Source organism: Rhodococcus sp. NPDC058532 (assembly GCF_042719255.1).
Classification (GTDB): domain Bacteria; phylum Actinomycetota; class Actinomycetes; order Mycobacteriales; family Mycobacteriaceae; genus Rhodococcus_G.
Genome location: NZ_JBHXNU010000009.1, coordinates 1 through 11,365 on the forward strand (window position 1 = coordinate 1; position 11,365 = coordinate 11,365).

Sequence of the window (11,365 nt, forward strand, 5' to 3'; positions counted from 1 at the left end):
TGTTTCTAGACAATCCAGAACGCTACTGGGAGAACGGCGTGCGCCTCATTTGGTACGGGGTTCCACCCACGGACACGTCACAAGAGCCTGATTTTCACCCCGGTCGGGGTGAAAATCACGCACGGGCGCGAAGCGCACTCAGCAGCAGCCGCCGGGCAGGGTCCGGACCTCACGGGTGGCGGCGTTGCGGGCGGCGAGGTTCTCGTCGGCCGGGTAGTCGACCCGCACGAGGGAGAGCCCGTGCGCCGGCGCGACCAGCACCGAACTCGAACGTTCCCGCTCCTGCAGCAGCGCGGCGGTCCAGTCGACGGTGCGCCTGCCCTCCCCGACCGCGAGGACCGCACCGACCAGGCTGCGGACCATCGACCAGCAGAACGCGTCGGCGCTGACGTACGCGGTCAGGATGTCACCGTCACCGCGAGCGGAGTCATCATTCGACCGCAGCCAGTCGAAGCGTTGCAGGTCGCGGACCGTGGTCGCGCCCTCGCGGCGACGGCAGAACGCGGCAAAGTCGTGCAGCCCGAGCAGCGCGTGCGAGGCGGCCCGCATCGCGTCCAGGTCGAGCACCTTCGGCACCGACACGGTGTCCCTGGCGCGCAGCGGCTCCGCCCCGTAGCGCGCGGTGGTGACGCGGTACTCGTAGTGCCTGCGGATCGCGGAGAAGCGGGCATCGAAGGCGGCGGGGACCGGCGTGATCGCCTTGACCCGCACATCCGCGGGCAGGAACCGGGCGAGCCTGCGCACCAGGCGCTCCGGCTCCTCGATGTCCTGCGCGAGATCCAGATGCGCGACCTGACCACTCGCGTGCACACCGGCGTCGGTGCGGCCGGCAACGGTCAGCTGCACCGGCTGCCGCAACACCGTCGCGATCGCCTGCTCCAGCACGCCGCACACCGTCCGCAGCCCGGGCTGGCGGGCCCAGCCGGAGAAGTCGGTGCCGTCGTAGGTGATGTCCAGTCGAAAGCGAACGAACCCGCCCTCCCGGAGGGGAGTGACGGGTTCGTTCGCAGGTTCTGACGCGTTCAGCGTTAGTCCTTCTTGTCCTCGTCGGCCGCGGCCTCGGTGGACTCGGCCGGAGCGGCCTCGGTCTCCTCGACCTTGGTCTCCTCGGCCTTGGCCTCCTGCGACGCCTGGACGCGGCGGGCGCGATCGGCCTCGGAGGTGACCGTCTGCTCCTTGACGAGCTCGATGATCGCCATCGGGGCGTTGTCACCCTTGCGGGGGACGGTCTTGATGATGCGGGTGTAGCCGCCGTCGCGCTCCGCGTAGAACGGGCCGATCTCCGCGAACAGGGTGTGCACGACATCCTTGTTGCGGATCACCTTGAGGACCTCGCGACGGTCGGCGAGGGTGCCACCCTTGGCCTTGGTCACGATCTTCTCGGCGTACGGACGCAGGGCCTTGGCCTTGGCCTCCGTGGTGGTGATGCGGCCGTGCTCGAACAGCGCGGTCGCCAGGTTGGCGAAGATCGCCTTCTGGTGCGAAGCCGACCCGCCGAAGCGGGCACCCTTCTTGGGCTTGGGCATGATGAATCTCCTAGTAAGGACCCAGTGAGCTGGTTACAGCTGCTCGGTCTCGGCGTAGTCCTGGTCGTTGCCGTCGCCCTCGTTGAAGGCACCGGCATCGGTGTCGCTCCAGGTCCCGGTGGCGGCGTCGTAGCCGGCAACCGTGGACGGATCGAACGAGGCCGGGCTGTCCTTGAGGGACAGGCCGAGCGAGTGCAGCTTGACCTTGACCTCGTCGATGGACTTCTGGCCGAAGTTGCGGATGTCGAGCAGATCGGACTCGGTGCGGCCGACCAGCTCGCCGACCGTGTGCACACCCTCGCGCTTGAGGCAGTTGTAGGACCGGACCGTCAGGTCCAGGTCCTCGATCGGCAGCCCGAAGGACGCGATGTGATCGGCCTCGGCGGGCGAGGGTCCGATCTCGATGCCTTCTGCTTCGACGTTCAGCTCACGGGCCAGGCCGAAGAGCTCAACCAGGGTCTTGCCCGCCGAGGCGAGCGCGTCCCGCGCGGTGATGGAGTTCTTGGTCTCCACGTCCAGCACGAGCCGATCGAAGTCGGTGCGCTGCTCGACGCGGGTGGCCTCCACCTTGTAGGTGACCTTGAGCACCGGCGAGTAGATCGAGTCGACCGGGATGCGGCCGATCTCGGCGCCGGACGCCTTGTTCTGGACGGCGGGGACGTAGCCGCGACCGCGCTCGACGACGAGCTCGATCTCCAGCTTGCCCTTGTCGTTCAGGGTGGCGATGTGCAGATCCGGGTTGTTCACCGTGACGCCGGCCGGGGGCACGATGTCGCCAGCAGTGACGGCGCCGGGGCCCTGCTTGCGGACGTACATGGTGACCGGCTCGTCCTCTTCCGAGCTCACGACCAGGCCCTTGAGGTTCAGGATGATGTCGGTGACATCCTCCTTCACGCCGGGGACGGTGGTGAACTCGTGCAGGACGCCGTCGATGCGGATGCTGGTGACAGCAGCGCCGGGGATCGACGACAGCAGGGTGCGGCGAAGCGAGTTGCCGAGGGTGTACCCGAAGCCGGGCTCAAGGGGCTCGATGACGAACTTCGAGCGGTTGTCAGCGATGACCTCTTCGGTCAGGGTGGGTCGCTGCGAAATGAGCATTGGTTCTCCTCCTGTACGGGCGTCCGCTATTTGACGCCCACGTTGGATGGTGCCTTCGGCACCCGTGCGCGGCTTGCAGGTCCGAGGACAGGCAAACCGCGCACGGGCCGTGAGGCTTTACTTCGAGTAGAACTCGACGATCATCTGCTCCTGCAGCGGCACCTGGATCTGCGCACGCTCCGGCTCCTGGTGGACCAGGATCCGCAGGCGACCCGGGACGACCTGCAGCCAGCCCGCGTTGGGGCGCTCGGTGTAGGTCTCGCGGGCGATCTGGAAGGGCAGGGTCGCCAGCGACTTCTCCCGGACATCGATGATGTCGTACTGGGAGACGCGGTAGCTGGGGATGTCGACCTTCTTGTTGTTCACCAGGAAGTGGCCGTGGGTGACCAGCTGGCGAGCCTGACGACGGGTCCGGGCCAGGCCGGCGCGGTACACGACGTTGTCGAGGCGGGTCTCGAGGATGCGGAGCAGGTTCTCGCCGGTCTTGCCGGGGCGAGCGTTCGCCTCCTCGTAGTAGCGGCGGAACTGCTTCTCCATGACGCCGTAGGTGAAGCGAGCCTTCTGCTTCTCCTGCAGCTGGAGCAGGTACTCGCTCTCCTTGATCCGCGCGCGGCCGTGCTGGCCCGGCGGGTAGGGGCGACGCTCAAACGCCTGGTCGCCTCCGACGAGGTCGACGCGCAGACGACGCGACTTGCGGGTAACGGGTCCGGTATAACGTGCCATGTTCTTTTACCTATCCTTCCCGCTACTTAAACGCGACGCCGCTTGGGCGGGCGGCAGCCGTTGTGCGGCTGGGGGGTGACATCGGAGATGGTGCCGACCTCGAGACCGGCGGCCTGCAGCGAGCGGATCGCGGTCTCGCGTCCGGAGCCGGGGCCCTTGACGAAGACGTCGACCTTCTTCACGCCGTGCTCCTGCGCCTTGCGGGCAGCGTTCTCGGCGGCCAGCTGGGCGGCGAACGGGGTGGACTTACGCGAGCCCTTGAAACCCACGTGGCCCGACGACGCCCACGAGATGACGTTGCCTGCCGGGTCCGTGATGGACACGATCGTGTTGTTGAAGGTGCTCTTGATGTGAGCGGCACCGTGCGGGACGTTCTTCTTGTCCCTGCGACGCGCCTTCTGGGTCTTCTTGGGACCGGTGCTACGTGACTTCGGAGGCATTACTTCTTCTTCCCTGCGACGGTGCGCTTCGGACCCTTACGGGTACGCGCGTTGGTCTTGGTGCGCTGTCCACGCACGGGCAGACCACGACGGTGGCGCAGGCCCTGGTAGCAGCCGATCTCGATCTTGCGACGGATGTCGGCCTGCACCTCGCGGCGCAGGTCGCCCTCGACCTTGAGCTCCGAGCCCTCGATGTAGTCGCGGAGCTTGGTGAGGTCGTCGTCGCTCAGGTCCTTGCTGCGCAGGTCGGCGCTCACGCCGGTAGCCGCGAGGATCTCCTTGGAGCGGGTACGGCCGACGCCGTAGATGTAGGTCAGTGCGATCTCCATCCGCTTTTCGCGGGGAAGATCGACACCCATGAGTCGTGCCATGTGGCATTCCTTTTCGGTGTGCGGAGGTCTGCTCCCAGCCCATCCCCTGTGTCACCGCCGGTTCCGGGTGTCCCGATCCCGGCGGTACGTCTTTCAACTAACTCAGTGGGGCCCCGGCCTCCGTGCCGGGGGTGCACCGACGTCTGCGCGTGGATCCGTCACCCGAGGGTGTCGTGTCCGGTGGCCGTGAACGCCGGCAGGTGCTGGAAGGTCATCTGTGCTTGTTGCCAAGCAGATCTTCGAGAAGAGCGATCTAGCCCTGACGCTGCTTGTGGCGCAGGTTTTCGCAGATCACCATGACCCGCCCGTTGCGGCGGATCACCTTGCACTTCTCGCAGATCTTCTTGACGCTGGGCTGAACCTTCACGTCTGTCTGATCTCCTGTGTGTCGCCCACCGGTCGGTGGACATACCTCTCCCAGACCAGGGCCGGCCCGGGAAGCCTGTTACTTGTACCGGTAGACGATGCGACCGCGAGAAAGGTCGTAGGGCGACAGCTCTACGACGACCCGGTCTTCGGGCAGGATGCGAATGTAGTGCTGACGCATCTTGCCGCTGATGTGTGCGAGGACCTTGTGGCCGTTCTCCAGCTCAATGCGGAACATCGCATTGGGCAGCGGCTCGACAACTCGTCCCTCGACCTCGATGGCCCCGTCTTTCTTAGCCATATCCTCCGCGATCCGTTGGTGGGCATCGTTCTCCGTTACGGTGGTGCGGACGCGATGGAGAACCGGCCGCTCACTGCCTTCGAGTGCACCCCGAGAACGACGCGGGAAGCGGGATCGAAACAGCGGACAACCGGCACGCAGGACGCACCATTGATCCACTTTACCGGAGTTCTCCCACCAGGCCAAATGCGGCGCGGAGCCCTCCCTGCCGCGCAGCCCTCCCCGACCGAAAGGACGATGCCCGTGCGTGCGGTGGTGCAACGAGTGACCGAGGCGTCGGTGGAGGTGGAGGGGACGGTCGTCGGCCGGATCGCGCCGAGCGGGCAGGGTCTGCTCGTCCTGCTCGGGGTCGGCCACGACGACACCGCCGCGACCGCGGCCGGCCTCGCGACGAAGATCTGGCGGCTACGGATCCTCGACGACGAGCGGTCCGCCTCCGACGTCGACGCCCCGATCCTGGTGGTCAGCCAGTTCACCCTGCTCGGGGACGCCCGCAAGAGCAGGCGCCCGTCCTGGTCGGCGGCCGCCCCGCGCCCGGTCGCCGAACCCCTCGTCGACGCGTTCGCCGACGCCCTCCGCGAGCTCGGTGCCACGGTCGCAACCGGGCACTTCGGGGCTCACATGCACGTCGCGTCGGTGAACGACGGACCGGTGACGCTGCTGCTCGAGGCCTGATCGCCGGTCAGCCGTCGATGCTCGACATGTCCCCGTAGCGGGCACCGGCGACCGCGTCCCGCGGCACCGCGGCCGCCAGTGCCTCCAGGTCCGCGGCCGTCAGTTCGACCGCGGCCGCGGCCACGTTCTCCTCCAGGTGCCGCACTCGCTTGGTGCCGGCGATCGGAACGATGTCGGGGCCCTGCGCGAGCACCCAGGCCAGCGCGAGTTGGCCGGCGGTGACCCCCTTCCCCGTCGCCACCGCCCGCACCCGCTCCACCAGCGACAGGTTCGTCGTGAGTGCGTCGCCCCGGAACCGCGGGAAGTAGTCCGAGCGACGCAGGTCGCCCTCGCCCGTCGCACCGGTCGCGGCGGTGACCGCGCCGGTCAGCAGCCCACGGCCGAGCGGCGAGTACGGCACCAGGCCGATCCCGAGCTCGCGAATCGTCGGCAGGATCTCGTCCTCGAGGTCGCGGCTAAACAGCGAGTATTCCGTTTGCAATGCGGTGATCGGGTGGACGGCGTGCGCCCGCCGGATGGTGTCCGGGCCCGCCTCGGACAGCCCCAGGTGGCGGACCTTGCCCGCCGCAACCAGTCCCGCCATCGCGCCGACCGTGTCCTCGATCGGCACCGCGGGGTCGACCCGGTGCTGGTAGTACAGGTCGATGTGGTCGACGCCGAGCCGTCGCAGCGAGGCGTCACAGGCCGCGATGACGTAGTCGGGTCGGCCGTTGATTCCCATCCGGGTGCCGTCGGGGCGTCGCTCGTTGCCGAACTTCGTGGCGAGCACCGCCGCGTCCCGCCGACCCGCGACCGCGCGGCCGACCAGCTCCTCGTTGACGAACGGGCCGTACATGTCGGCGGTGTCGAGCAGGGTGACACCAAGATCGAGGGCGCGGCGGATGGTGGCGATGCCGGTGGCGTCGTCGGCGGGGCCGTAGAACTCCGACATGCCCATGCAGCCGAGGCCGACGGTGGAGACGGTCAGGGGCGAGTCGAGTCCGAGGGTTCTGGTGTCAAGGTCGGGTGTCATGCGACGAGTCAACGTCTTCGAGCGCACTCGAAGTCAAGCCCCGCGCCGCGACCCGCTCGGTGTACACCCCGATCTTCGTATCGAGCGCGGCCAGGTGCTCGGTCACCTCCGCGAGCTGCGCCAGCACCCTGCCCCGATGCACCAGCAGCAACTCCAGCCGGTCCGATTCGGTGCCGTCCCCGGCGCGAACCAACGCCGCGTACCGCTGAATCTCCCGGATCGGCATCCCGGTCGCCCGCAGCCGGGTGATCAGTTCGATCCACGCCACGTCGAATGCGGTGTATCTCCGGTGCCCGGACGACGCCCTGCCGATCTCGGCGAGCATCAGGCCGTCCCGCTCGTAGTAGCGCAGGGTGTGCGCGGTGAGCCCGGTCCGCGCGACCACCTCCGCGATCGTCATGCCCGGATCGGCGGTCATCGCATCTCCTCGCGCGGGTCGAACGGGCGGAGCGCGCCGACCTCCTCGAACACCCAGCGCAACCAGGTCGTCTCCTCCCCCGCGCATGCCCACAACTCCGACCAGCCTGCCGGGGATGCCACCCGAACCTGGGTGGCCGTGAGGAAGGCCCACTGCGTGATGTGCACCCCGTCGTAGGCGGTCGCGATACCCGGCCAGTCCGGCACCCGACCGCCGTTCGATCCCCACGGTTCACCGTCGGTCCGCGGGTCCGACCGGTCCGCCGGAGCAGCGGTGACCCCGTGCCGGGCGACGAGGTTGTGCCAGTCCGCGGCCGAGCCGATCTCCGCGACGCGCGCCGCTGGCGACACCCGAACGGTCCGGGTGCTGGCCTCGTAGTCGTCGACCCAATCTTCATGACCCGCCGCGGCGCACGCATGATGGGCGGACCAGTCGTCGGGGGCCGTCGAGGTCAGGGTCGACGTGGCGATCCGGTCCGCCGGGCGCTGCACATACAGGTCGAATCCGCCGACCTCGGTCGGCGTGAAGTGGGTGTCCGGGTCGGGGAAGTCCAGGCTCTCGTACGGCTTCAGCCAAACCTGACTCTCACGGCGCAGCGGCGCCCACCAACCCGCCGCGCCAGCCAGGTCCACCACGTCGGCGGCAAGGTCCCGATGCTCCCGGCCACACCGGACGGCAGCCTCAACGGTAGCCGCGTGGCCGTCCCACCACGGGCTCAGCTCGGCGACCGCCGCCGACACCACGGACGGGCCCGCGATCGGATCGGCCAGGTCCACCAGGGTGTGTGTGCCGTCGGCGAGCCATCCGAGCAGGACACCACCGCCCGGTGACGCGCACAGCTGCTCGATCCGGTCCGCATCCATGCCCGCGACGATAGCCGGGATCGGAAGCCCCCTGACCCGGTTGACCTCCGTCGTAGTCTGAATTGGTGCGGTGTACATCCCGCACGGCGTCGGCATCGCGTGCCGTCCCCGCCTCACGCCTCCTCCTTCCCCCGGCCGCGACCACCCCACCGGATACCCGGCAGGTACCCGGCGCAGTCGCAGGAGGTCACCATGTCCCGACATGTCACCCGTCCCCGAGCCGCGGTCCTCGCCGCGGGAGCAGGCGCCGCCGCCGCGCTGCTGATGGCCCCGCCCGTCGCCTCGGCAGATGTCGCACCCGGCAGCGTCGCCATCGAGCCGGGCCTCAACATCCGGGTCGGGACCGCCGACTACGGCACCACCTGCCCGTACAAGGTGACCGCCAAGGCAACCGAGAACGCGGAGACCGTCGAGTTCTTCTCGCGCCCGGATCCGGGCGGCGCCTGGACGAAGTTCGGCACCGACACCTCCACCGCTGTCAACGACACCGTCGAGGCAACCTGGACACCGAACGCGACCGGGAAGTTCGTGGTCAACGCCAACGATGTCGGCGCAGGGGGCGGTGTGAGCGCGGCGCCGGTCACCGTCGGCAACGGCTTCAACGTGTTCGGCGTCGCCTGCATCGTGTTCTGACATCGGAGACGCGAAACGGGCGGCGGCACCGAGTCCGGTGCCGCCGCCCGCTCGTCGGGTGCGTGCTATTCGGGGCGGAGCGTGAGGATCCGCGGACCGTCCTCGGTGACCGCGACGGTGTGCTCCCAGTGCGCGGCGCGGGATCCGTCGATCGTCACCACGGTCCAGTCGTCGTCGAGGACCTCGGTCTCGGTGGTGCCGAGGGTGAGCATCGGCTCGATCGCGAGGACCGACCCGACCACCAGTTCCGGGCCCTTGCCTGGCTTGCCCTCGTTGGCGAGGAACGGCTCCATGTGCATCTCGCGGCCGATGCCGTGCCCGCCGTAGCCGTCGACGATGCCGTAGCTGCGGCCGTGCGACCGTTCCGCGGCCCGGGTGCCCAGTTCGATCGCGTGCGAGATGTCGGTGAGCCGGGCCCCGGGCAGCATCGCCGCGATCCCCGCCTCCATCGACAGCCGGGTGGCGTCGCTGAGGTCGCGGTCCGCGTCGGACAGGTCCCCCACCCCGAACGTCCAGGCGGAGTCGCCGTGCCAGCCGTCCAGGATCGCGCCGCAGTCGATGGACACCAGGTCGCCCTCGGCGAGGACGTCGCCGGCGGACGGGATGCCGTGCACCACGCGGTCGTTCACGGACGAGCAGATCGAGCCGGTGAAGCCGTGATAGCCGAGGAACGACGGCACCGCGCCGGCATCCCGGATCGTCTGTTCGGCGATCCGGTCCAGGTCCAGGGTGCTGACCCCGGGCGTGGCCGCGGCCCGCACCGCAACCAGGGCCGCGCCGACGATCGCCCCGGCCGCGGCCATGGCGTCGAGCTCACCGGCGGTGCGGAACGGGACGACCTTCTTACGACGAAACCCCACGAGCGGATCCTCTTCTTACTTGCCGAGCGCGGCGAGCGCGCGGGCGTTGACCTCGTCGATCTCACCGACGGCGTCGACGGTGACGATGCTGCCGGCGTAGTAGTCGAGCAGCGGTGCGGTCTCCTCGCGGTAGACGCGCATCCGGTTGCGGATGACGTCCTCGGTGTCGTCGGCGCGGCCGCGGGCCAGCATCCGCTCAACCACGACGTCGTCCTCGACCTCGAACGCGAGCACGCCGTCGAGGGACACGTTCAGCCCGGCGAGGATCGCCTTCAGCGCCTCCGCCTGGTCGACGGTGCGGGGGAACCCGTCGAGCAGGAAGCCGTTCGCGGCGTCCGGCTCGGCGACCCGGGCCTTGACCATGTTGTTGGTGATCTCGCTGGGCACCAGGTCCCCGGCATCCATGTACTTCTTCGCCTCGAGGCCGAGCGCCGTCTGCTGCCCGATGTTCGCGCGGAACAGGTCGCCCGTCGAGATGTGCGGAACGCCGAGCTTCTCCGACAGGATTTCGGCCTGGGTGCCCTTACCGGCACCGGGAGGTCCAACGAGGACGAGTCTCACTTGAGGAACCCTTCATAGTTGCGCTGCATGAGCTGACTTTCGATCTGCTTGACGGTGTCGAGGCCGACGCTGACGAGAATCAGCACGGCTGCGCCGCCGAAGATGCTGGTACCCGACGTCCCCTGCGCGAGGAAGAAGTTGGGCAGCACGGCGATCAGACCGAGATAGATGGCGCCCGGCAGCGTGATGCGGCTGAGCACGTACTGGAGGTAGTCCGCGGTCGGACGGCCGGGACGAATCCCGGGGATGAAGCCGCCGAACTTCTTCATCTCGTCGGCGCGTTCCTCCGGGTTGAAGGTGATCGCGACGTAGAAGTAGGTGAAGAAGACGATGAGCAGGAAGTAGATGAGGATGTAGACCGGGTTCGCCGGGTTCACCAGGTACTCGTTGATGATCCGCTGCCACCAGCTGGGGTCCGTGGTGCTCGTCGCGCCGGTCAGCTGCGCGATCAGGTTCGGCAGGTACAGCAGCGACGACGCGAAGATGACCGGGATGACACCCGCCTGGTTGACCTTCAGCGGCAGGTACGTCGACGAGCCGCCGTACATCTTGCGGCCGACCATCCGCTTCGCGTACTGGACGGGGATCCGGCGCTGGCCCTGCTCGACGAACACGACACCGGCGATCAGCACCAGCAGCGCCACGCAGACCGCGGCGAAGATCAGGCCGCCGCGCGAGTCGAGGATGGCCCCGCCCTCGGACGGGAGCCGGGACGCGATGCCGGCGAAGATCAGCAGCGACATGCCGTTGCCGACGCCGCGTTCGGTGATCAGCTCACCCATCCACATGACCAGTGCCGCGCCCGCGGTCATCACCAGCACGATGGTGACCATCGCGAACACCGAGTCGTCGGCGAGGATCGGCTCCTGACAGCCCTGCAGCAGCTGGCCGCGGGCGGCGAGGGCGACGATGCCGGTCGACTGCAGGATCGCCAACGCGATCGACAGGTACCGGGTGTACTGCGTCATCTTCGCCTGGCCGGACTGGCCCTCCTTGCGGAGTTCCTCGAACCGCGGGATGACGACGGTCAGCAGCTGCACGATGATGCTCGCCGTGATGTACGGCATGATGCCGATCGCGAAGATCGACAGCTGCAGCAGCGCGCCACCGGAGAACAGGTTGATCAGCGAGTAGATGCCCGCCTGCTCACTGCCCGAGATCTGATCGATACACGCCTTGACGTTGCCGTAGTCGACGCCGGGCGACGGCACCGTCGCACCGAGCCGGTAGAGCGCGATCAGTCCGAGTGCGATGAGGATCTTCCGCCTCAGGTCTGGAGTCCTGAAGGCCGAGACGAAGGCGGAAAGCAAGAATCCTCCTGGGCACGACGAGGTGAGGGTGGGCGAGAGCGCCCGATGGTCGGGTGAACTCCAGAACTCTATCAGTGGCGCCGGAAGCGACCGCCGGGCAATCCCATAAATCGCCGCCAACGGCGACGGCCGCGGGGACCCCAAAACGATGTGGCGGGAGTCACCGGGTTTCCCGGTTAAGCTCTCCAGACCCGCGGTGGGTTCCCCC

The 11,365-nt window shown here is 68.3% G+C and carries 16 protein-coding genes; 2 read left to right on the forward strand and 14 right to left on the reverse strand.

Annotated features, from left to right (window positions below; all coding sequences use genetic code 11):
• Nucleotides 1-138 precede the first annotated feature (138 nt).
• From truA to infA, 8 genes are all read right to left on the reverse strand, one after another.
• Nucleotides 139-1,026, reverse strand: a complete 888-nt coding sequence (gene truA / locus ACFWQG_RS12585; RefSeq protein WP_378508094.1) for a tRNA pseudouridine(38-40) synthase TruA — start codon at nucleotides 1,024-1,026, stop codon at nucleotides 139-141.
• A gap of 2 nt (nucleotides 1,027-1,028) precedes the next feature.
• Nucleotides 1,029-1,526, reverse strand: a complete 498-nt coding sequence (gene rplQ, locus ACFWQG_RS12590; protein ID WP_378507965.1) for a 50S ribosomal protein L17 — start codon at nucleotides 1,524-1,526, stop codon at nucleotides 1,029-1,031.
• A gap of 33 nt (nucleotides 1,527-1,559) precedes the next feature.
• A complete protein-coding gene (locus ACFWQG_RS12595) occupies nucleotides 1,560-2,624 on the reverse strand; it encodes a DNA-directed RNA polymerase subunit alpha (RefSeq protein WP_378507966.1) in 1,065 nt (354 codons plus the stop codon).
• A 117-nt stretch (nucleotides 2,625-2,741) separates the two neighbouring features.
• Entirely contained in the window at nucleotides 2,742-3,347 is a 606-nt protein-coding gene (rpsD, locus tag ACFWQG_RS12600; protein WP_378507967.1) for a 30S ribosomal protein S4, read from the reverse strand.
• Nucleotides 3,348-3,373: 26 nt separating this feature from the next.
• Nucleotides 3,374-3,787, reverse strand: a complete 414-nt coding sequence (rpsK, locus tag ACFWQG_RS12605; protein WP_005239680.1) for a 30S ribosomal protein S11 — start codon at nucleotides 3,785-3,787, stop codon at nucleotides 3,374-3,376.
• Nucleotides 3,787-4,158, reverse strand: coding sequence for a 30S ribosomal protein S13 (gene rpsM / locus ACFWQG_RS12610; RefSeq protein ID WP_378507968.1), 372 nt, complete (start codon nucleotides 4,156-4,158; stop codon nucleotides 3,787-3,789). Before rpsM ends, rpsK begins: the two co-directional genes overlap by 1 nt.
• 253 nt (nucleotides 4,159-4,411) lie before the next feature.
• Nucleotides 4,412-4,525 carry a 50S ribosomal protein L36 gene (rpmJ, locus tag ACFWQG_RS12615; protein ID WP_003938068.1) on the reverse strand — a complete coding sequence of 38 codons (114 nt, stop codon included), beginning with the start codon at nucleotides 4,523-4,525 and terminating at the stop codon, nucleotides 4,412-4,414.
• Nucleotides 4,526-4,603: 78 nt separating this feature from the next.
• The gene (infA, locus tag ACFWQG_RS12620) at nucleotides 4,604-4,825 is read right to left on the reverse strand and encodes a translation initiation factor IF-1 (RefSeq protein WP_003418601.1); all 222 of its coding nucleotides are present in this window, start codon (nucleotides 4,823-4,825) and stop codon (nucleotides 4,604-4,606) included.
• A 243-nt stretch (nucleotides 4,826-5,068) separates the two neighbouring features.
• On the opposite strand from infA, the gene dtd reads away from it, so the two are divergent.
• The gene (gene dtd / locus ACFWQG_RS12625; RefSeq protein ID WP_378507969.1) at nucleotides 5,069-5,500 is read left to right on the forward strand and encodes a D-aminoacyl-tRNA deacylase; all 432 of its coding nucleotides are present in this window, start codon (nucleotides 5,069-5,071) and stop codon (nucleotides 5,498-5,500) included.
• 7 nt (nucleotides 5,501-5,507) lie between these two features.
• Here dtd and ACFWQG_RS12630 read toward each other — a convergent pair whose 3' ends face one another.
• From ACFWQG_RS12630 to ACFWQG_RS12640, 3 genes are read right to left on the reverse strand one after another with little or no spacing between them, the layout of a single operon-like run.
• Nucleotides 5,508-6,512 carry an aldo/keto reductase gene (locus tag ACFWQG_RS12630; protein WP_378507970.1) on the reverse strand — a complete coding sequence of 335 codons (1,005 nt, stop codon included), beginning with the start codon at nucleotides 6,510-6,512 and terminating at the stop codon, nucleotides 5,508-5,510.
• Nucleotides 6,496-6,930 (reverse strand): MerR family transcriptional regulator, encoded by a 435-nt coding sequence (locus ACFWQG_RS12635; RefSeq protein ID WP_378507971.1) that lies wholly within the window; start codon nucleotides 6,928-6,930, stop codon nucleotides 6,496-6,498. The genes ACFWQG_RS12630 and ACFWQG_RS12635 overlap by 17 nt, the downstream gene beginning before the upstream one ends.
• A complete protein-coding gene (locus ACFWQG_RS12640) occupies nucleotides 6,927-7,793 on the reverse strand; it encodes a hypothetical protein (protein ID WP_378507972.1) in 867 nt (288 codons plus the stop codon). The genes ACFWQG_RS12635 and ACFWQG_RS12640 overlap by 4 nt, the downstream gene beginning before the upstream one ends.
• A 192-nt stretch (nucleotides 7,794-7,985) precedes the next feature.
• On the opposite strand from ACFWQG_RS12640, the gene ACFWQG_RS12645 reads away from it, so the two are divergent.
• Entirely contained in the window at nucleotides 7,986-8,426 is a 441-nt protein-coding gene (locus ACFWQG_RS12645) for a hypothetical protein (RefSeq protein ID WP_378507973.1), read from the forward strand.
• A 65-nt stretch (nucleotides 8,427-8,491) separates the two neighbouring features.
• Here ACFWQG_RS12645 and map read toward each other — a convergent pair whose 3' ends face one another.
• Genes map through secY form a run of 3 tightly spaced genes read right to left on the reverse strand, consistent with a single transcriptional unit; the run spans nucleotide 8,492 to nucleotide 11,157 of the window.
• A complete protein-coding gene (map, locus tag ACFWQG_RS12650; RefSeq protein ID WP_378507974.1) occupies nucleotides 8,492-9,286 on the reverse strand; it encodes a type I methionyl aminopeptidase in 795 nt (264 codons plus the stop codon).
• A gap of 15 nt (nucleotides 9,287-9,301) precedes the next feature.
• Nucleotides 9,302-9,847, reverse strand: coding sequence for an adenylate kinase (locus ACFWQG_RS12655; protein WP_378507975.1), 546 nt, complete (start codon nucleotides 9,845-9,847; stop codon nucleotides 9,302-9,304).
• Nucleotides 9,844-11,157 (reverse strand): preprotein translocase subunit SecY, encoded by a 1,314-nt coding sequence (gene secY, locus ACFWQG_RS12660; RefSeq protein ID WP_378507976.1) that lies wholly within the window; start codon nucleotides 11,155-11,157, stop codon nucleotides 9,844-9,846. Before secY ends, ACFWQG_RS12655 begins: the two co-directional genes overlap by 4 nt.
• Nucleotides 11,158-11,365: the final 208 nt, after the last annotated feature.